The sequence below is a fragment of the Amycolatopsis sp. La24 genome (genome assembly GCF_029087445.1).
GTDB classification, from domain to species: domain Bacteria; phylum Actinomycetota; class Actinomycetes; order Mycobacteriales; family Pseudonocardiaceae; genus Amycolatopsis; species Amycolatopsis nivea.
The window spans coordinates 44,416-64,306 of the sequence record NZ_JARACH010000015.1 but is presented as its reverse complement, the minus strand read 5'-3'; the positions used below and the strand labels follow the sequence as shown (position 1 = coordinate 64,306).

Annotated in this window: 14 protein-coding genes and 1 pseudogene; 7 read left to right on the top strand and 8 right to left on the bottom strand. The window is 70.4% G+C overall.

Translation table 11 applies throughout. The annotated features are described in order from the left end of the window. Positions 1-18 precede the first annotated feature (18 nt). From PUT80_RS16860 to PUT80_RS16840, 5 genes and pseudogenes are all read left to right on the top strand, one after another. The gene (locus PUT80_RS16860; protein ID WP_037816726.1) at positions 19-324 is read left to right on the top strand and encodes a type VII secretion target; all 306 of its coding nucleotides are present in this window, start codon (positions 19-21) and stop codon (positions 322-324) included. Then, positions 324-4,343, top strand: a complete 4,020-nt coding sequence (locus PUT80_RS16855; RefSeq protein ID WP_275292769.1) for a hypothetical protein — start codon at positions 324-326, stop codon at positions 4,341-4,343. Before PUT80_RS16860 ends, PUT80_RS16855 begins: the two co-directional genes overlap by 1 nt. Beyond that, the gene (locus PUT80_RS16850) at positions 4,343-4,900 is read left to right on the top strand and encodes a hypothetical protein (protein WP_037816728.1); all 558 of its coding nucleotides are present in this window, start codon (positions 4,343-4,345) and stop codon (positions 4,898-4,900) included. Before PUT80_RS16855 ends, PUT80_RS16850 begins: the two co-directional genes overlap by 1 nt. Further along, positions 4,897-5,775, top strand: coding sequence for an immunity 49 family protein (locus PUT80_RS16845; RefSeq protein WP_275292767.1), 879 nt, complete (start codon positions 4,897-4,899; stop codon positions 5,773-5,775). Before PUT80_RS16850 ends, PUT80_RS16845 begins: the two co-directional genes overlap by 4 nt. A 1,027-nt stretch (positions 5,776-6,802) precedes the next feature. Beyond that, positions 6,803-7,168: pseudogene (locus tag PUT80_RS16840) on the top strand (ferredoxin); the annotation flags it as partial. Positions 7,169-7,619: 451 nt separating this feature from the next. Here PUT80_RS16840 and ilvA read toward each other — a convergent pair. Beyond that, positions 7,620-8,825 carry a threonine ammonia-lyase gene (ilvA, locus tag PUT80_RS16835; protein WP_037816730.1) on the bottom strand — a complete coding sequence of 402 codons (1,206 nt, stop codon included), beginning with the start codon at positions 8,823-8,825 and terminating at the stop codon, positions 7,620-7,622. A gap of 95 nt (positions 8,826-8,920) precedes the next feature. Here ilvA and PUT80_RS16830 point away from each other — a divergent pair, with 95 nt between their 5' ends. Continuing rightward, entirely contained in the window at positions 8,921-9,184 is a 264-nt protein-coding gene (locus PUT80_RS16830) for a hypothetical protein (RefSeq protein WP_275292764.1), read from the top strand. Positions 9,185-9,938: 754 nt separating this feature from the next. On the opposite strand, the gene PUT80_RS16825 is transcribed toward PUT80_RS16830, so the two are convergent. The 6 genes from PUT80_RS16825 to PUT80_RS16800 form a co-directional block, all read right to left on the bottom strand. Further along, entirely contained in the window at positions 9,939-11,096 is a 1,158-nt protein-coding gene (locus tag PUT80_RS16825; protein ID WP_275292762.1) for a cystathionine gamma-synthase, read from the bottom strand. Between the two features lie 102 nt (positions 11,097-11,198). Beyond that, entirely contained in the window at positions 11,199-11,855 is a 657-nt protein-coding gene (locus tag PUT80_RS16820) for a hypothetical protein (RefSeq protein ID WP_037816736.1), read from the bottom strand. A gap of 85 nt (positions 11,856-11,940) precedes the next feature. Further along, on the bottom strand, positions 11,941-12,486 hold the full coding sequence (locus PUT80_RS16815; protein ID WP_199817904.1) for a hypothetical protein: 546 nt from the start codon (positions 12,484-12,486) through the stop codon (positions 11,941-11,943). Positions 12,487-12,713: 227 nt separating this feature from the next. Then, positions 12,714-14,177 carry a hypothetical protein gene (locus PUT80_RS16810; protein WP_275292759.1) on the bottom strand — a complete coding sequence of 488 codons (1,464 nt, stop codon included), beginning with the start codon at positions 14,175-14,177 and terminating at the stop codon, positions 12,714-12,716. A gap of 115 nt (positions 14,178-14,292) precedes the next feature. Further along, positions 14,293-15,663, bottom strand: a complete 1,371-nt coding sequence (locus PUT80_RS16805; protein ID WP_037816738.1) for a cystathionine beta-synthase — start codon at positions 15,661-15,663, stop codon at positions 14,293-14,295. A gap of 326 nt (positions 15,664-15,989) precedes the next feature. Continuing rightward, positions 15,990-16,898 carry a pentapeptide repeat-containing protein gene (locus PUT80_RS16800; protein ID WP_275292756.1) on the bottom strand — a complete coding sequence of 303 codons (909 nt, stop codon included), beginning with the start codon at positions 16,896-16,898 and terminating at the stop codon, positions 15,990-15,992. A gap of 120 nt (positions 16,899-17,018) precedes the next feature. On the opposite strand from PUT80_RS16800, the gene PUT80_RS16795 reads away from it, so the two are divergent. Beyond that, positions 17,019-18,239, top strand: coding sequence for an acetyl-CoA C-acetyltransferase (locus PUT80_RS16795; RefSeq protein WP_043828073.1), 1,221 nt, complete (start codon positions 17,019-17,021; stop codon positions 18,237-18,239). A gap of 63 nt (positions 18,240-18,302) precedes the next feature. Here the strand turns inward: PUT80_RS16795 and PUT80_RS16790 are convergent, their stop codons facing one another. Continuing rightward, entirely contained in the window at positions 18,303-19,835 is a 1,533-nt protein-coding gene (locus PUT80_RS16790; RefSeq protein WP_134733396.1) for a DHA2 family efflux MFS transporter permease subunit, read from the bottom strand. Positions 19,836-19,891: the final 56 nt, after the last annotated feature.

Here is a 19,891-nt window from a genome sequence, read left to right as displayed (position 1 = left end):
CCAGGGGGAAGAAAAACCATGGCACCCAGGGGTTATGAGATCGGCGGCGATCTCGAGGCGCACGCCCGTCAGCTCGACGGGATCGCCGACGGGCTGAAGCAGGCTGTCGACGCCGCGAACCAGGTCAGCATGCCGACCGACGCGTACGGCATTCTCTGCCAGCCGTTCCGGATGATGCTCGACCCGGTCGAGAACTACGGGATCAACGCGCTGGAGAACACCGTCACGGCGATGGACGCGCAGGCGCAGAAGGTGCGCGACGCGGCGAAGGCGTACGACAGCTACGAAAGCGAAGCCGCCGGTTCGATGAAGGCGAGCGACTGATGCCCGAAGGAAATCCGCTGGTCGCAGAGTCCAAAAAGGACGGCGACGGGCCGGGGCCGTTCACCGAGGGCAACGGCGATTACGGCTACGCCACCGGCATCAACATCGCCGAATCGGCCACCGACGCGTTCAAGGGGATCGCGGACGGCGACTGGGTTTCCGGCGGCCTCGGCGTCGCGAGCCTCGCCGGCGAGATCGCGGGCGCGGCGATCGACCCGTTCGGCTACCTGATGTCGTCGGTGGCGTCGTTCCTGATGGAGCACGTGCAGCCGCTGAAGGACATGCTGGACTCGGTCGCGGGCAACCCGCCGGTGATCCAATCCTATGCCGACACCTGGGGCAACGTCGCGAAGGCGTTGCAGGAACGGCAGAAAGACCTCGAGAACGCGGTCAAGACCGGCACCGCGGAGTGGAAGGGCGACGGCGCGGACGCCTACCGGAAGTCCGCGGCGGAAGCGGCCGAGGCGATCGGCGGCGCGGCGACGGTCGCGAGCGCGATCGGCACCGTCACGATGATCATGGGCCAGGTCGTGGCCTTCGTGCGCGGCCTGGTGCGCCAGCTCATCGCGGACCTGGTGGGCAAGCTGATCTCCTGGGTCATGGAGGAGGTGTTCTCGCTCGGGTTCGGGACGCCGCTGGTGGTCGCGCAGGCCGTCACGGCGATCTCCAAGTGGGGCGAGAAGATCAGCGAGCTGCTGACGAAGCTGTGCGAGACGATGCGCCGGGTCTCGCCGCTGCTCGGCAAGCTCGCCGAGGTGTTCACGAAGATCATCAAGGTGCTGGGCAAGCTGGCCGGCAAGGTCACCGGCCTCGACGTGATCAGCACGAAGAACATCAAGGCGGGCGGCTTCTTCCACCGCGGCGGCTCCGGCGGCGGCACGGGCGGCTCCGGCGGCGGGCCCCACACCGGATCCGGCGACGGGGACGCGGATCCCGGTTCGCCGTCCGGTTCGCGTCGCTCCAACGGGTCGGACGGTGCGGACGGCGACAGTCCGAACAGCGGCCACAACAGTTCAGATGGTGCTGACGGCTCCGATGCGCCCGGCGATCGCTCGGGGGATTCCGGCAGCCCCAACGGATCCGACAGCCCCAGCAGTGACAGCCCGTCGGCCGACAGCTCGCCTTCGTCGTCGCCGAATGGCACTGGACCGTCCACAATAGACACTGCGACGTCGTCGTCCCGGCGCGGTTCCGACAGCCCGGTCGGGAGCCACGCCGACTCCAGCCCGTCGACGTTCGCCGGCGATTCGAGCCCGACGTCCGGTGTCGGAAACAGTGCCCCGGACAGTTCTTACTCGCCGCAAAGCTCTTCGCACAGCGACGGCCCATCCTCGGTCAGCGCTCCGCCCAGCCATTCCAGCGGGGCACCGCATTCCGGCGGTTCCTCGTCGTCGGGCGGCGGCACGCATTCCGGCGGCAGCGAGCCGAGCCCGCATCATTCGAGCAGCAACGATTCGACGTCGGCGAGCGGCTACGCCCCGCCTCGCGCGGACGCTCCTTCCCCGCAAGCCGCTCCGCCGCAGCACATTCGCTCGAACGACGGCGGCGGTTCGGCACCGAACCAGAGCCCGGCGGGCGGCGGAATCCCGCAGCAGGGTGGCGGCGGCAGCCCGACCAGCGCCCCGGCCAGCGGCGGCAGTCCGTCGCCTCGGCCCACCGGCAGCGGCTGGACCGGGACGCCGGGGTCGCGAGCTCCTGACGTGGCTCCGAACCGGGTTCCGGACAGCGGTCCTTCCAGCCGGCGGCCGAGCGGCGGCCCGAGCCCGGCGGACAACGGCGGACCGAGCCGCACTCCGGATCGTTCCGGGCCCGCTCCGCAGCGGCCCAGTGACGGCGGTTCCTCGGCCCCACCGCAGCGAACCGGCGATGGCGGGTCCGGTCGGCCGTCGGACGGCGGCTCCACGCCGCGCACCGGCGACGGCGGGCCCAGTCGGCCGTCGGACGGCGGCTCCACGCCACGCACCGGCGACGGCGGATCCAGTCGGCCATCAGACGGCGGTGCCACGCCGCGCTCTGGCGATTCCTCCGGCGGTGGCGGATCTTCGCCGCAGCGTCCGGCGGATTCGTCGAGCGGTCCGCAGCGTCCCGGCGACGGCGGCGACGTCGGACAGCCCAAACGGCCTGGTACGGATCCGGGTCTCGGCCGTTCGGAGCCCGCGCCGACGTCCGGCGGCGGATCGCCCTCGTCGGCGAACCGCGGGTCCGGCGACGGTTCCGCACCCCCGGCTGCGGCGGCTGTCGCGACCGGTCCCGGTGGTGCCCAGCGCGGCACGGAGGCAGGCGGCGGCGCACGGCGTCCCGACGGCTCCCCCGAACCCGTCGCACGCGGCAGCGCTCGCACTGACGCGCCGCCCGCCAAGCCCGGCGAAGCCAACAGTCCACAACGGACTGGGAAACCGAATGCCGACGAGCCAGGAAAGCCGAAGGACGGCGGCAAACCCGAGAACACCGCCCCGGACAAGAAGCACGACGACGGGAAAGGCAAGCCGGGCAACGACAAGTCCGACCACAAACCGGATCGCGACGCGCCCGAGCGCAAGCCGGACCACGCCGACCCGGAGCCCAAGCACCAGGACCCGAAGCACCACGACGCGGACGGGTCGAACCACCACGACAACCCCGACCACGACGGCGCCCCGCCGCACCACGACGAGCCGCTGTCGCCGGACGAGGTCAACCACCGGCACGCCGAAGACACCCCGGCGGGCAGCTCGTACCACCGCGGCGACCCGGAACTCGGCGACCTGCCGCACCGCGTCCAGCCGGACCCGGACGGGCGCTACACGGTGGACGTGCACGTCACGGCGGACGGCCACGCCCGCATCGGCGACCGGCTGTACACGCCGGAAGAGTTCGCGGACATCCTGCGGCGCAACGGGAACTACGACGGCAGGCCGATCCGGCTGATCGGTTGCGACGCGGGGTCGAACGACTTCGCGCACCGGCTGTCGCGCGACCTCGACACCGAAGTGATGGCCCCGAGCAAGCCTGCGTGGACCGATTCGAACGGCCGGGTCTTCTCGTCCAACTACGAAATCGGCCCGGACGGACGGATGCGGCCGCGGATCCCGCCGGACGGCGAATGGTCGGTGCATCGTCCGGACGGCACGTCGCACCACGTCGGCGACGACGGTTTCGCCCCGGACGGCAAGCACCACGACCCGCACGACATCGACGCCGACAGCGCCGTCGACCGCGGACAGCCGCCGTTCAACCAGGAACAGCGGGACCAGGACGTGCGCGATCTCCGCCAGGAGAACCGCGACCGCCGCGCCGAGGGTCTCGACGACGTGCGAGAGCTGAACGGGAACCGCAACCCGCTCACCGACGACGTGCGCCGCCCGCACGAACGGGCCCTCACCACGGCGAGGTACCGCGACGCGAACGGCGACACGGTCGATCTCTACAGCTTCAGCGGGAAGTCCCACGACTGGGCACCGGCGAAGGACGGTCCCGAGTGGCCGAAGTCCGAGCGGCTGTTCGGCACCAAGGACGCCGGTCCGTACCGGCCCGAACTCGGCATGCCCGACCCCGACGGCAAGTTCGGCCGCACCCACGACTCGGAACCGAAGCTGCTCGAAGAAATGGTGCGGCACAATTTCGCCGCCCGTTCCGGACTCGACCGCGACGAAATCGACGACATCGTCAAGAAGCAAATCGAGAAATCCCGGCGCGAGGAAGCGGCATACCTCAAAGCCAACAACGAGAACATGTACCGCGACGGGCTTCGCGGCGACACCGCGCGGGCCCGGGACCGAATGGACGGCGCACTCGAGGAAATCAACCGCCGCGGTGCGGAACGCGCGCACCAGAACGGGCAGACCTACACGCCGGTGACGCGCGAAGACATGAGCGGCGACCTGCGGATGGTCGTGGACCTGCCGTCGACCAAGCGGGACATGATTCCGAACGAGTACCAGATCTGCGACTCCTGTACCGATGTTATCCTGCAGTACAAGCAGCTTTTCCCGAATGTCCGGGTCGAGGTCGTCAACCTCGCCGGTGAAAGGTTGATGTGATGACGGCGTCTCCGGGCGACGGCGCGGAACTGGTTCGCGCGATCTTCGCCGGTGCGGTCGAAGCCGGTTTGCGCGCGGAATCGGTGCGCGGAGCATCCGATGCCGAGATCGACGCGATGGCGCAAGACCAGCGCGCCCGGGCCGTGCCCGCCGCGGCGAGGGAAGTGCTGCGCCTCATCGGCACGACGCACGGACTGTGGCTGCCGGGCAGTTCGCTCGGCGTGGCCGCGGTGCGCGGCGAGGCCAAGAACCACGCCGTCGCCACCGCGAACGCGCAGAACGCCGAACTGTCCGATGTGGACGGCGCACTGGTGCTGGCCGCGCACGGCGGGTACACCTACCACGTGGTCGACGGCGCCGACGCCGATCAGGACGACCCGCGGGTCTGGCTGCTCACCGAGGACGAACCCGCACGCGTCGCTTGGACTTCGGTCAGCGCGTGGTTCAAGGCCATCACTCCGGACGTCGAGCGGTATCGCGAGCGGCTGGAGGTCATGCGCGAGACCGGGTCCGATTTCCTGCCGCCGTGGGCGCAGGACATCGTCGTCGGCGGATGACCGTGCCGCTCGCGGACCAGGGCGGGACTGCCGTTGCCCGGCATTCCGTCGGCGTCGACGTCGCGTGGAAGCAGGTCGAGAAGCTGTCGCCGCAGGTGGCTTTCTACTTCGACTACCTCGCGCAGGACACCGGCGTGCTGGCGAACATCGTGCGCCGGGAACTGATGCTCGGGCAGTACCGCAGCGTCGTCGACCCGGACGCCGAGGACCCGGACACCTGGGGCGATCTCGAGCTCGCCGCTCAGGCTGCAGCCGCCGCGTTCACCGCGGCGTGCGCGCCGGAGGGGCAAGAGGTCGAGGCAGTAATCGGCAGGCCGCGGCGCTTCGCGGCCACCGCCCCCACGTCGCACACCGGCCCAGCAGCTTGGCTCACCGCGGCGTGGCTCGCCGTGATTCAGCGCGATGACGTGCTGATCCAGCAGCTGGCGGCAGTACCGCTGGACGTGCTTCGCGCGTCGGGCATCGAGTACGACGCGTACCTGTACCCGTGGGTCGAGACGCTGCAGACGTTCCTCGCGCACCGCGAGGTCACTCCGGAGATGTTCTTGCCCGCGATGGAAGGCGCCGCCCCGGACACCGCGCGGTTCACGCCTCCCGAGGTGATGCTGCAGCTCGTGTACCCGCCGATCCGGATGTTCTACTACGTGCTGCGCCGGGACTCGGAGAAGTTCGCCGAGGCGTTCGTCTCCGCGCTGGAGCGGCATCGCGAGTACTGGACCGCCGAGGACCGCGCCACCGATCCGGACGGCTTCCTCGCACTGGCCCCGCTGGCGGTCGCGGTGCTCGCCCGTTCGGTCGGGATGACTTTCGACGTGCAGTCCGGTTACACGCCGGCCACCCTGCTCGCGGGCCGTCGCCCGTCGCGGAACGGTTGATCGAAATGAAGCGTTCGCCCGGTGAGGAGCCGCTGAACCCATGACCCGGCCACCGGTGCCGCTCACTGCTGCCCAGCAGCAGGAGCTCGTCCAGCAAATCGGCCAGGCGGCCGCGGCCGCCCTGCCCACGGGCTGGCAACAGTTGCAGGTCGTCTGCCGCGCCGCGGGACGGCACGTCGAAGTCGACGTCGCCGCGCTCGCCCCGGACAACCGGACCTACCCAGTCCAGCCGCATCCGGAGCTGCCGCGCCTGTTCGGCGTGCTGCGCACCGGGATGTACCAGCCGGGCCGCGGCACGTGGCTGACCGCGACCTTGGTGTTTTCGCCGCAGCAGCCGCCGTTCACGGACTACCAGCCGGACGTCGAACCGCGCTGGCGGCAGCTGCCTCCGCCGATCGGCTTCCAGGACGAACTGCGCTTCTTCCCGCGCGAGGACCGCTTCGTGCCGCCGTGGTTGCGACAGCGAGCTGGCGCGACTCCGCCCGCCGCTGCTCCCGGACAGCCGGTTCCGCCGCCCGTCCCTGGCGCGGGCCCCGCCGTGCCGCCGCCGTTGCCGGGTGCCGAGAATCCGCCTGCTGCTCCTCCGGCGCAGGCCACTGAACAACCGGTTCCCGGGCTCCCCGTGGACGAACCCACCTCACCTCCGCCGCTGCCGGACACCGAAAACCCGCCCGCCGCTCCTCCGGCGCAGGCCACTGAACAACCGGTTCCCGGGCTCCCCGTGGACGAACCCACCTCACCTCCGCCGCTGCCGGACACCGAAAACCCGCCCGCCGCTCCTCCGGCGCAAGCCACTGAACAACCGGTTCCCGGGCTCCCCGTGGACGAACCCAGCTCACCGCCGCCATCGCCTGCCACTCCGCCGCCGCTGCCTGACCTGGAGCAGGCCGCGTCGGCGTCGGCTGGTGACGAGGCGCAGTCCGAGCCAAGCGAGGTCGCGGCGGCGACTACGGCTTCTGCGGAAGCACAGCCGACCGAGGCGGAAACCGTTGCGTCCGAAGAGGATTCAGCGAGTCCGGCAGTCGAGCTGCGTACGCCCCGTGTCTACGACGGGCTCGACGAGGCGGGAAATCCGGTCGTCGAGCGGGAAGCTTTGTCGGCGGAGGAGCGCGAGCGCGTTCTCGCTTATCTCGACAGCGCGCCGGTCATCCTGGCGTCGCGCAGCAAGGACACCGACGCCTTCGATCGGTCGCGCACGGACGCTGTTCCGCTGAACTTCCGGACCGACGGCAGCTGGGTGTGGCCCGGCGCGGTCGCCTATTACCTGCGCGAGCACGGGATTTCGCCGGATCCGGAGCTGCTCGGGCACATCCGGGCGGCCGGATACGCCGCACCGGAGGTGGACGAAGCGACGCAGGAACGGATGCTCGCGGCGCTGACCACCATGCCCGCCGAGGAGAGCCGTCCCAGCGAACCGGCTCCGAAAGATCCAGAGCAACTGCTGGGCGAGATCTCGACGGCCCTCGTCGCCGCGGCTCCGCAGGGATGGCAGCAGATCGTCTTCGACTTCATGACGCTGGGCAGGCACGCGAATCTCGCCTGCGGCGCGCGGATGGCGGACGGGAGCACACAACAGGTTCCCGTCGCGCGAGAGCTGTCGAAGCCGTTGGCTGAACTGCGGCGCGCGAAGTACGTCCAAGGACGGGGCACCTGGTACACGCTCTCGCTGGTCATCGACCCGCCGTCGAACTACCAGGCCAGCTTCGACGAGGACGACGAACCGGCCTTCCACACGCCGCCCCGGCCCGAGGATTACGCGCTGGACCAGGAACTTTACCCGCGCGAAGAGGACTATCTCCCGCTGTGGTTCAGCGCCCGGCTGCCGGAAAGTCCACAGTAGACTGTCAGCTGACGATCGTGAACCCCGCGTCGGCGAGGGCCGCCTCGACGTCCTTGCAGTGTTCCGGGCCGCGGGTTTCGAGGGCGAGGGCGACGTCGACCTCGCCGAGGGCAAGGCTGCCGGAGATGCGGGAGTGCTCGACGTCGAGGACGTTCGCGCCGAGGTCCTTCACGCAGGACAGCACCGAAACCAGCGAGCCCGGCCGGTCCGGCACGCGCAGGTGCAGCTTCAGGTAGCGCCCGCCCGCGGTCATGCCGTGCTGGATGATCTGCTGCAGCAGCACGGGATCCACGTTGCCGCCGGAGAGGATCGCCACCACCGGCGGCTCGAAAGCGCCGGGATGCTGCAGAAGCGCGGCCATAGAAGCGGCGCCGGCCGGTTCCACGACGAGTTTCCGCCGCTCCAGGCACAGCAGTACCGCGCGGGACAAGGATTCCTCGCTGACCGTCACGACGTCGTCGACCAAAGACTCGACGTGCGCGTAGCTGACCTTGCCCGGCTCGCCGACCGCAATCCCGTCCGCCATCGTGTGCACCTCGCGCAGGCGGACCGGCGCGCCCGCCGTCAGTGAGGACGGGTACGCCGCGGCGTCCTCGGCCTGCACGCCGATCACCCGGATCTCCGGGTGCAGCGCCTTGACCGCCGCCGCGACCCCGCCGACCAGCCCGCCGCCGCCGGTCGGGACGAGGATCGTTTTCGCGCCCGGGACCTGCTCGAGGATCTCCAGTCCGACGGTGCCCTGGCCGGCGATGACGTCGGCGTGGTCGAACGGGTGGATGAAGACCGCGCCGGTGCGTTCCGAGAACGCGATGGCTTCGGCGAGGGTTTCGTCGACGACCGCGCCGTGAAGGTGGACCTCCGCACCGTAACCGCGAGTCGCGGCGAGTTTCGGCAGCGGAGCGCGCAGCGGCATGAAGACGGTCGACGAAATGCCGAGCAGCGAAGAGGCCAGCGCGACCCCCTGCGCGTGGTTGCCGGCACTGGCCGCGACGACGCCGCGCGCGCGTTCCTCGGCGGTCAGGCCGTGAATGCGGGTGTAGGCGCCGCGGATCTTGAAGGAACCGGTGCGCTGCAGGTTCTCGCACTTGAGGTACACCGGGCCGCCGTGCAGCCGGCGCAGGTCGCGGGCGTGCTCCATCGGCGTGACGCGGGTGATGCCCTCGAGAAGCTTGCGAGCTTCCTGGATGCGCTCGACGCTGACCAGTTCCATGGCTCCGATGATGCCACCGACGGACGGCCGGGGTGCGCCGCCCGCCGGACCGGTACCCTGATTACGGCAGCCACACATGATCAGGGAGTGCGACCATGGCACGCGCGCAGCACGGGACCACCTCCCGGGCCAAGTCCCGCACCGGTCTGCTGCCGCTCGCCGCGGGCATCCTGTCCGCCGTGGCCCTCACCGGAGCCGCCTTCGCGACCGTCGAAGCGGCCGGCTGCGGAGGCCCCGCCCAGTACATCCGGCACGACAACCACGTCGAACTGGTCGGCGGCTGCGTCAGCGGCACCGACCTCCCGGCCACGACCGGGACCCGGCAGGCCAATGCGCTGCCGGAGAACAGCAAGCCCTGACCGACTGACTGGTTGCGGCTGGGCTGCGGCTGGGCTGAGGCCGGGCCTGAGCTTGGGCGGCATGGGTTTCACTGGGTTCGCCGCACGAGGCGGGCCAGGCGGGCCAGGCGGGCCAGGCGGGCCAGGCGGGCCAGGCGGGCCAGGCGGGCCAGGCGGGCCAGGCGGGCCAGGCGGGCCAGGCGGGGAAATGGTCCGCCGGAGTGGCGGATTATGCGTGATTCGACGCGGCTTAACCAAGCCAAGCGAGGCAGCCCAGGGCCACGCAGCAGGCGATTTCGGCGAAGACGGCCGCCCCCTTGGCTCTGAACTGGCTCTCACCCTGGCAGTTTCAGCGATGGCAGAGGTCAGACCTGTGCCGCCGGGCAAGCCCTGACCACCTGGCTCGGCCGAACTCCAGCTGAGTTGAGCCGCTCGGGTTGGGGTGGCACGGGTTTCTCTGGGTTCGCCAGGCGAGACGGGAACGTGGCTCGCCGAGCGGCAATGTTTCCCCGGGCTCGCCAGCCGAGACCGGTGTTCGCCGGGCGGCAGATTATGCGGGATTAGATGCACCGGCCAGCCGGGGATCACGCGAAACGCAACCGCCTCAGCGCCCGTCGCACCACAGATTCGCGCCCCGAGACAAGCCGGTCGCCAAGACCCACCAATTCAGCCCGGAGGCCGGACTCCGCAGCCACACGGCGACCGGCCGAGACACAAACCGATGGGGCACAGGCAAGAACGGGGCACCGGAAACCAGTACCCCGTCAAGCCGAGATCAGCCCAGCGCCTGCGTAAGGTCCGCCACCAGGTCGCGTCCGTCCTCAATACCGACCGACAGCCGGATCAGGTCTTCTGGGACTTCCAGCGTCGAGCCTGCCGTCGAGGCGTGCGTCATCTTGCCCGGGTGTTCGATCAGGCTCTCGATGCCGCCGAGTGACTCCGCGAGCACGAACAGCTTCGTGCGCGACGCGACTTCCAGCGCCGCTGCCTCGCCGCCCGCTACGCGGAACGACACCATTCCTCCGAAGCGGCGCATTTGCTTCGCGGCGATCTCGTGGCCGGGGTGTTCCGGCAGGCCGGGGTAGTAGACCTTGGTGACCTTCGGGTGCTTCGCCAGCGTGCGGGCGACCAGGTCGGCGTTGTCGCTGTGCCGTTCCATCCGCAGGGCCAGCGTCTTGAGACCGCGCAGGGTCAGCCACGCGTCGAACGGGCCGGGGACGGCGCCCGCGGCGTTGCGCAGGTAGAAGAGTTGCTCGCGCAGTTCGTCCTCGTTCGTGACGACCGCGCCGCCGACTACGTCGGAGTGGCCGCCGAGGTACTTGGTGGTGGAGTGCACCACGATGTCCGCGCCGAGGGCCAGCGGGGTCTGCAGGTACGGCGTGGCGAAGGTGTTGTCCACGACCAGGCGCGCGCCCGCGTCGTGCGCGGCACCGGCCAGTGCGGCGATGTCGGCGACGCCCAGCAGCGGGTTGGTCGGCGACTCGCACCAGATCAGCTTGGTTTCCGGGCGCATCGCGGCCCGTACGTCGTCGATGCGGCTGAGGTCGGCGACCGTGTGCTCGACGCCCCACAGGCTGAGCACCTTGTCGATCAGCCGGAACGTGCCGCCGTACGCGTCGTTGCCCAGGACCAGGTGGTCGCCGGGGCGCAGGACCGTGCGCAGCACCGCGTCGGACGCGGCCATTCCGGACGCGAACGCCAGCGTGTGCCGGGCGCCCTCGAGCGAGGCGAGGGCTTCCTCCAGCGCGGTCCGCGTGGGGTTCGCGGTGCGCGAGTATTCGTAGCCGCCCTCGCGGGTGCCGCCCACGCCGTCCTGCGCGTACGTGGACGTTTGGTAAATCGGCACGATGACGGCACCCGTGCGGGGATCGGGCTGCTGCCCGGCGTGGATCGCGCGTGTTTCAAAACCCAGGACGGAGTAGTCGTCGGCCATGGTTCCCAGGGTACGGGGCACCCCCGACAATCCCATCAGCTGGGAGGCAACTCACCATGCGGGAGAGGCTGCCGGTACAAACCCGCACCGGCAGCCCCGCGGTCACCAGCCCTGCGGAGCCGGGTAACCGCCCTGGACCGGTGCGTCCGGGCGGTAGTTGACCCATTCCGCGGTCGGCTTCACGATCGCCAGCACCAGGGTCGCGACCGGCGGGATCAGCCCGATCAGGGCGCCGCCGATGCCCGCGCCCAGTACCTGGGCGCTGCCCTTGTATCCAGCGGTCGCGACGCCGGCGAGAACGACGCTCAAGATCGTGTACGCGATCACCAGCCCGCAGCCGATGATCGTGCACAGCCGGGCGGCCGGCTTGTGCAGGAACAGGCCGATGCCGCCGAAGAACAGCAGGCCGACGAGCACCGCGTTCACCACGATCGACGCGTACAGCTGCCACAGCGTGATGTGGATGGCAGACAGCGCCACCACGGCGAGGATGATCGAGATGATCGCGAAAATGCCGCCGATGATCGCGAGGATCCCGGCGATGATCGCGGTCGCGCCGTTCGGCTTCTGCTGGTAGACGCCAGGTCCGCCCGGGTACCCCGGATACGGCTGACCCGCGGCGGGCGGGGCGAACGGCTGCTGCGGGGCGCCCGGGTACGGCTGGGCCGGCGTCGGCTGGCTCGCCGGGTACGGCTGCCCGGGGAACGGGCCGCTCTGCGGGTTCTGCGGCTGGCCCTGCGGGTTCTGGGGGTAGGTCACGGGGAGTCCTCGGTGCATCTGGTCCCGCCGGGCGGCGGGCGGAGTGCTTGTATCGTGCCAGCTCCGTCCCGTTTTCGGGGAGGATTTACCACTGTCGCGAGGGTGACGAAGCAGGCACCACGGGTGCGCGGTAGCGCAGGTAGCCAAAGGTCCGCGGCAGTCCGGCCAGCACGAGCACCAGCAGCACCGCCGCCGCCAGCGTGACGCGGTCCAGCGCGGCGAAATTCTCGAACCGCAGCAGGGTCCGGAAGTACTGGGCGTACCCCGGGGAACCGCTCAGCGCCGGTTCCAGCAGCAGCGCGCCGAGTGCGAGCAACGCGCCCGCGATCAGCAGCACCGCACCGGCTGTCGCGCGGAAAAAGGTCGCGATCGCGCCGATCAGCAAGACCAGCGAAGCGGCGAGATACGCGCCGAGATCGGCGAGGGTCAGCGGCGAGAGATCGCCGAGGCTGAATCCGGACGGAATGTCGAGGAACAGTCTTGCCGGGAGATAGCCTGCCGTCGCGGCGGCGACGAGACCGAACAGCCCGGCCGCGATCGCGGTGCTCCCCTTCGGGCGGTGCGGAACCGGTTCCGCGAGGGAGGATTCCCGTTCCCGCTGCCGTGCCGGAAGTGCGTGCAGGCCGCTCACGGCAGGTCCCCCTCGGGCTGGGAAGGCGATTCGGACGGCGCCCACCCTAGCCCGGAAACGCACCGTTGGGGACCGGCGCGAGCGCATGTGCGCCGCAATTCCCCCGGCTGCCGGAATCGCCGGGAAAAGGCCACCAGCTCCGCGCGAACCCCGCGAAAAACGGACTGGGAACGACGAAGGGCGCCGCCGTCGGGAGACGGAGGCGCCCTTCGCGGAGATTCAGCGAGTCACCACTGCTGCGGCGGCTGCTGGCCCGGCTGGCCGTAGCCCGGAGGGGGCTGCTGCCCGCCCGGCGGCGGGTACTGGCCCGGCTGGCCGAAACCGCCCGGCTGCTGCGGCGGCTGGCCGTAGCCCGGCTGCTGGCCCGGCTGGCCGTAACCGGGAGGCGGCTGCTGCCCGAAGCCCGGCTGCGGGTTCGCGCCGCTGCCCGGGTTCGGACCGCCCGGCTGCGGGAAGCCCCCGCTGTTCGGGTTCGGACCACCAGGCGGCGGGAAACCGCCGGACTGCGGCTGGCCGAAGCCCTGCGGAGCGCCGCCGCCGAAACCGCCCGGCTGCTGCGGTCCGCCAGGGCCGCCCTGGCCGCCCGAGGACGAACCGAGGCCGACGTACTGCGAGGTCGCCGGGATGATCGCGACCACGCCGATGATCAGGATGATGATGCCCAGGATCAGCGTCAGCATGCCGCCGCCGCTCGTGGCGCTGGAGCTCGCGCCGCCGTACTTGTCGGCGAAGGAGCTGCTGACCGAGGTCCCGGACTTCGCCAGGATCGAGAACAGCAGCAACAGCACGCCGCCGACGAGCACGCCGATCGGGGCGAGCTTGCGCATCACGGCCGCACGCGAGGCGAGAGCCAGCGCGACGCCGCCAGCCAGCGCGATCACCGCGCCGACCAGGATCATGATCACGTAGAACAGCAGCGTGCCCGGCGAGGCGAGACCGGCCTCGTCGAACAGCTTCTGGTACCGGCTCGAGCTCTCGTACAGCTTCGAGTAGTCGCTGGTGTCGCTCATGTAGCTGAACGACACGATCAGCGCGATCAGGCCGAGCACCGCGGTGACGCCGCCGGCGATGTAGCCGTACAGCGCGTTCCCGCCGCCCGCCGACGGCGCGGCGGACGCGCCGAACGGGGCGGGCTGGCCGAAGCCCGGCTGGCCCGGCTGCCCCGGCTGCCCCGGCTGGCCGAACGCACCCTGCGGCGGGGCGCCGAAGCCGCCCTGGTCGAACCCGCCCGGCTGGCCGAAGCCCTGCGGCGGCTGACCAGGTTGTCCCGGCTGACCCGGCTGGCCGGGCTGACCCGGCTGGCCGAATCCCTGCGGGGCGCCGAACCCGGCGACCGCGGCCGGGTTGTCCGCCGCGCTCGGCGGCGGGGCGTACGGGATGTTCTGCGGCTGCTGGCTCGGCGGGACCAGCTGCGTCGACTCGGCGTTGCCCTCGGCGCTCACGGGGTTGACCACCTGCGTGGCGTTCGAGTCAGCCGACTGTCCCGGCTGCACGACCTGCGTCGGTTCCGGGGTGTCGCCGAAGGTGCCGCCGCCCTGGGCGGGCTGCTGCGGCTGGCCCGGCTGGACCACCTGGGTCGGCTCCGACGCGCCGAAGGGACTGTCCTGCTGCGGTGTAGGACCACTCGACGGGCCCTGCGGCGGCTGCTGGCCGCCGTCCCAGGGCTGGTTCGGTGGCTGCGGAGCACTCATGTGGGTCTTGAACCCCCTTGACGAGGACGCGAAAAAGTTCTATTCGGCCGTAACGCTATCGGATGCCCGGCCAGGACGCGCGCAGACGCCCCGGCCGGACTCCGTGAGCTTGTGCCTATCTGCCCGCGAGGAAGGCAAGCAGATCGTGCCTGGTGACGACGCCCGCCGGCTTGCCGTCGATCAGCACCAGCGCGCCGTCGGCCCCTTCGAGCGCCTTCATCGCGGCGCTCACCTGCTCGCCCGCCCCGATCGTGGGCAGCGGCGGCGACATGTGCGTCTCCAGCCGGTCGGCCATGTGGGCCTTGCCGGTGAACAGCGCGTCGAGCAGGTCTCGCTCGTTGACCGCGCCGACCACCTCGGCGGCCATCACCGGCGGTTCGGCGCTGACCACGGGCATCTGGCTCACGCCGAATTCCGCCAGGATGGCGACCGCTTCGGCGACCGTCTCGTTCGGGTGCGAGTGCACGAGGCTGGGCAGCGCGCCGGACTTGCGGGTGAGCACGTCGCCGACGGTCGCGCCGGAGGAATCCGGCGGGAGGAAGCCGTAGGAGGACATCCAGGCGTCGTTGAACACCTTGGTGAGGTAGCCGCGGCCGCCGTCGGGCAGCAGCACGACCACGACGTCGTCCTCGGTCAGGCCCTCGGCCAGCTTCAGCGCGGCGGCGACGGCCATCCCGCACGAACCGCCGACGAGCAGGCCTTCCTCGGTCGCGAGCCGGCGCGTGATCTCGAACGAGTGCGCGTCGCTGATCGGGATGATCTGGTCGGCGACGTTCCGGTCGTAGGTCTCCGGCCAGAAGTCCTCGCCGACGCCCTCGACCAGGTACGGCCGTCCGGTGCCGCCGGAGTACACCGAGCCCTCGGGATCAGCACCGACGACCTGGACGCGGCCGTCGCTGACCTCCTTCAGGTACTTGCCGGTGCCGGAGATCGTGCCGCCGGTGCCGACGCCCGCGACGAAGTGGGTGATCTTGCCGTCGGTCTGCCGCCAGAGCTCCGGGCCGGTGGAGTGGTAGTGGCTGGCCGGGTTCTCCGGGTTGGCGTACTGGTTGGGCTTCCAGGCGCCCTCGATCTCGCGCACGAGCCGGTCGGACACGTTGTAGTACGAGTCGGGGTGTTCGGGCGCGACCGCGGTGGGGCACACGACGACGCGCGCGCCGTACGCGCGCAGCACGTTGCGCTTGTCCTCGCTCACCTTGTCCGGGCAGACGAACACGCACTGGTAGCCCTTGCGCTGGGCGACCATGGCCAGCCCGACCCCGGTGTTGCCCGAGGTGGGCTCCACGATCGTGCCGCCTGGGCGCAGTTCTCCGGAGGCCTCGGCGGCCTCGATCATCCGCAGCGCGATCCGGTCCTTCACGCTGCCGCCCGGGTTGACGTACTCGACCTTGGCGAGCACGAGCGGCTTGAGCCCCCGCGTAAGCGAATTCAGCTTGACCAGCGGGGTGTTGCCCACGAGGTCCACGATGTGTTCTGCGTACTCCACGGCGACCAGCCTAAACAGCCGGGCCCCGGACCGGCCAGCGCGGGATCGGCGGGCGGTCTCCGGGTGCGCGTCGGGGCCACGGGCGACGCCAGGCGAGGTCGGGCCTCCCCGGCGCGGACCTCAGGCAGCCACCAAGCCGCGCGTCGACACCGGGGCGGGCCCGAGGGCCGCCGCACGCCGATCCGTGATCCCGTCCCGGAGATCCGTCCCGGCCCGCAATGCCGCGCAGTAACGCTTGAGGGCCATCATGACCGGTTCACCTCCTAATCAGGGATCCTCTTCTTCTTGTTGACTCTTCACGAATCCTAGTGGTTCCGCGGTTATTTCTAAACACCCGATGGAACCAGCCGGAGCCAGCCGTCGTCACCGCGTTCTTCGGTCCAGCCGGGCGGCCAGGTCCGTTTGTAGCCGGGCTTCGCGAGCGCGCCGGCCAGCCCGGCTTCCGAGTGCGTCCCGAATTCCGCGTGCTTCTCGAACTGCGCGCCGCGGAATACGTCGTCTCCGCCGCCGAGGACGGTGCCGCGGAAGTCCGCGCGTTCGCGGAACACCGCTTCATGGAAATCGGCCTTGCTGCGGAATTCGGTGCCGCGGAAAATCGCGAATTCCTCGAATTTGGTCTGGTAGCACACGATGGAACGGATTCTGCAGTGTGTGAGCGTCAGCGCGACGAGCCTGGCCCCGGAGAAGTCGAGGTCGATGTCCGGCCAGTACGACCCGTTCGGCTCCTCGCCGCCGCCCGGACGCAGGTGCAGCATCAGGATCCGCTGCGCGGCCTTGCGGACCTGCACCTCTTCGTCCGTGCCGTCCAGCGGCATCCGCAGGTACGCGCAGAGCACGTTGACGATGGTCTGCCGCTGGTCAGCGTGGCTTTGCGCGAGCCGTTCGAGCGCGTACAGCCCGGCCAGCCGGACCGGGGCCTTGTCGCTGCCGAGCTGGTCGGCGGCCTTGCCGTACATGTCGGTGATCCGGCGCTCGGTCGCGTCGTGGTCCTTCTGTTCCAGGTCCAGTTCGGCGGACCGCTGCCGTCGCGCGGCGAGCAGGAGGGCGGCCGCGCCGCCGGTCCCGACGACGATGCTCGAGGCCGTGCGCAGCGCGTCGAGCCGCGACGAATCGGCCGGGGTGCCGCCGCCGAGCAGCCACAGCAGCAACGCCGCCGCGACGGCCGCGAGCAGCACGATGCCCGTCCCCCACCACGCGATCGTGCGGGTGGACAACACCCGGTTGCGCTCGGTCACGGCGGAAATCCTCCCACGGGAGCAAGGTGGTGCATGTCGCCTTCGGCTTTCGGACGGACGCCGGACGCGGCAAGATGGTGAGCAACCGCTTAGTGCCGCCGACCCGAGGATGTGTCAGTCATGCCCGAAGCCGTCATCGTCTCCACCGCCCGCTCCCCGATCGGCCGCGCCGGGAAGGGCTCGCTGGTGGGGATGCGCCCCGACGACCTTGCCGTGCAGATGGTGCGCGCGGCGCTGGACAAGGTGCCTCAGCTCGACCCCGCCGACATCGACGACCTGATGCTCGGCTGCGGCCTGCCCGGCGGCGAGTCCGGCTTCAATATGGGCCGCGCGGTGGCCGTCGAGCTCGGCTACGACCACCTGCCTGGCTGCACCATCACCCGGTACTGCTCCTCCAGCTTGCAGACCACCCGGATGGCGCTGCACGCGATCAAGGCGGGCGAGGGCGACGTCTTCATCTCGGCGGGCGTCGAGGCCGTGTCGCGGTTCGCGAAGGGCAGCTCCGACTCCTGGCCGGACACGCACAACCCGCTGTTCGCCGACGCCGAGGCGCGCACCAAGGCCACCGCCGAGTCCGGCGCGGACAGCTGGCAGGACCCGCGCGAGAACGGGCAGCTCCCCGACGTCTACATCGCGATGGGCCAGACCGCGGAGAACCTCGCGCGGCTCAAGGGCGTCACCCGCGAGGAGATGGACGAGTTCGGCGTGCGGTCGCAGAACCTCGCCGAGAAGGCCATCGCGGACGGCTTCTGGGCCAAGGACATCACGCCGGTCACGCTGCCGGACGGCACGGTCGTGTCGAAGGACGACGGGCCGCGCGCGGGCGTCACGCTCGAGGGCGTGTCCGGGCTGAAGCCGGTCTTCCGCCCCGACGGCCGGATCACCGCGGGCAACTGCTGCCCGCTCAACGACGGCGCGGCTGCTGTCGTGATCATGTCCGACACGAAGGCGCGCGAACTGGGCCTGACGCCGCTGGCGCGCGTCGTGTCCACCGGCGTCACCGGCCTGTCGCCGGAGATCATGGGCTATGGCCCGGTCGAGGCGTCGAAGCAGGCGCTGTCCCGCGCCGGTCTGTCCATTTCGGACATCGACCTGGTCGAGATCAACGAGGCGTTCGCCGCGCAGGTCATCCCGTCCTACCGCGACCTTGGCATCGACCTCGACCGGCTGAACGTCAACGGCGGCGCGATCGCGGTCGGCCACCCGTTCGGCATGACCGGCGCGCGGATCACCTCGACGCTGATCAACTCCCTGCAGCACCACGACAAGCAGTTCGGCCTCGAGACGATGTGCGTCGGCGGCGGGCAGGGCATGGCGATGGTGCTGGAGCGGCTTTCCTGAGCCCAGCAACGCAAAAAAGGGCCGTCCGCGGGGGTTCGCGGACGGCCCTTTTCGATGTGCGGGTCAGTGCATCAGCACCGGCGGAGCGACGTCGTCGGAGCCCGTCGCCTCGGGCACCACGCGCTTCTTCGGCAGGAAGAACGCGGGCACCAGGCACAGCGCCAGCAGGATCGTGCCCCACAGGAACGTCGTCGCGAACGACTCGCCCGCGAGACCGGCCGCGGCGTCGTGCGTGGCCGGGTTCATCGTCGCCGCGGTGGCGACCAGCTGGCCCTGGCTCGTCGGGACGCCGAACTTCCCGGCGAGCAGCGCCGCCAGGATGATCGACATCACCGCGGACCCGATCGCGCCCGCGGTCTGCTGCAGGATGTTCGTCGCGGTCGAGGCCTTCGCCATGTCCTTGGACTGCAACGTCTGCAGCGCGGCCGAGGTGATCGGCATCATCGTGCAGCCCATGCCGATGCCCATCACGAACAGCGCGGCCAGCAGCTGCCAGTACGGAGTCGTCGCGGTGACCTGTGTGAACACCACCATGCCCAGTGCGATGAAGACCAGGCCAGGCACCACGATCCGGCGCGGGGCGATCTTGTCCGCCAGCCGTCCAGTGATCGGCATCGCCAGCATCGCGCCAAGGCCCTGCGGGGCCAGCAGAAGACCCGCGTGCAGCGCGCTCTCGCCGCGCACCAGCACGAAATACGTGGGCAGCAACAGCATCGCGCCGAAGAATCCGACGCAGAACACCGCCATCGTGATCATCGCGACCGAGAACGACCGGTTGCGGAACAGCTTCAGGTCGATCAGCGGATGCTCCATGGTCCGCGCCCGCAGCACGAACGCGACCAGCAGCACGATCCCGGCCAGCGCGGGCAGCCACACCTCGAGCGCGCCGACGGTGCCGGTGGACGGAATCCGCGAAACACCGAAGATCAGCGCGGCCAGACCCGGCGACACCATCAGCATGCCGAGGAAGTCGAACCGGTTGCCCGGCTCCGGGTTGTCCTTCGGGAGCAGCCGGAGCGCGAGCACGAAGGCGATCAGTCCGATCGGGACGTTGATGTAGAAGATCCAGCGCCAGCTCACCGAATCGACCAGCCAGCCGCCGAGAATCGGGCCGCAGATCGGGCCGAGGAGCATCGGCACGCCCAGCACGGCCATGACCCGGCCGATCCGCTGCGGACCGGCCGCGCGGGTCAGGATCGTCATGCCCGCGGGCATCAGCATGCCGCCGCCGAGGCCCTGCACGACGCGGAACGCGATCAGCGATTCGACGTTCCAGGCGAGCCCGGCCAGCATCGAGCCGATCAGGAAGGTGCCGATCGCGAGCAGGTACAGCCGCTTCGTGCCGAACCGGTCGGACGCCCATCCGGTGACCGGGATGACCGTCGCGAGGGCCAGCATGTAGCCGGTGGCGACCCACTGGATGGTGTCGAAGGACGTGGCGAACTGGATGGTGAGCTTCTGGAGCGCGACGTTGACCACGGTGGTGTCGAGGATCGCCATGATGGCGCCGAGCACCACCACGGAAGCGACCTTCAGCACTCCCCGGTCGAGTTTGTCACCGGCATCCGGCGCGGCCGGAGTCGCGGGTGCGGACATGCGGAACCCCATCTGTTAGTGGTGATGCGCAAGCCCGCGACGCGACAATACGACGG

What these genes read in the sequence shown, in the direction of transcription:
- PUT80_RS16795 (WP_043828073.1), top strand. Translation starts at nt 17,019, where the DNA reads ATGCCCGAAGCCGTCATCGTCTCCACCGCCCGCTCCCCGATCGGCCGC.
- ilvA (WP_037816730.1), bottom strand. Translation starts at nt 8,825, where the DNA reads ATGGAACTGGTCAGCGTCGAGCGCATCCAGGAAGCTCGCAAGCTTCTC.
- PUT80_RS16845 (WP_275292767.1), top strand. Translation starts at nt 4,897, where the DNA reads ATGACCGTGCCGCTCGCGGACCAGGGCGGGACTGCCGTTGCCCGGCAT.
- PUT80_RS16855 (WP_275292769.1), top strand. Translation starts at nt 324, where the DNA reads ATGCCCGAAGGAAATCCGCTGGTCGCAGAGTCCAAAAAGGACGGCGAC.
- PUT80_RS16825 (WP_275292762.1), bottom strand. Translation starts at nt 11,096, where the DNA reads ATGGCCGACGACTACTCCGTCCTGGGTTTTGAAACACGCGCGATCCAC.
- PUT80_RS16830 (WP_275292764.1), top strand. Translation starts at nt 8,921, where the DNA reads ATGGCACGCGCGCAGCACGGGACCACCTCCCGGGCCAAGTCCCGCACC.
- PUT80_RS16860 (WP_037816726.1), top strand. Translation starts at nt 19, where the DNA reads ATGGCACCCAGGGGTTATGAGATCGGCGGCGATCTCGAGGCGCACGCC.
- PUT80_RS16850 (WP_037816728.1), top strand. Translation starts at nt 4,343, where the DNA reads ATGACGGCGTCTCCGGGCGACGGCGCGGAACTGGTTCGCGCGATCTTC.
- PUT80_RS16790 (WP_134733396.1), bottom strand. Translation starts at nt 19,835, where the DNA reads ATGTCCGCACCCGCGACTCCGGCCGCGCCGGATGCCGGTGACAAACTC.
- PUT80_RS16810 (WP_275292759.1), bottom strand. Translation starts at nt 14,177, where the DNA reads ATGAGTGCTCCGCAGCCACCGAACCAGCCCTGGGACGGCGGCCAGCAG.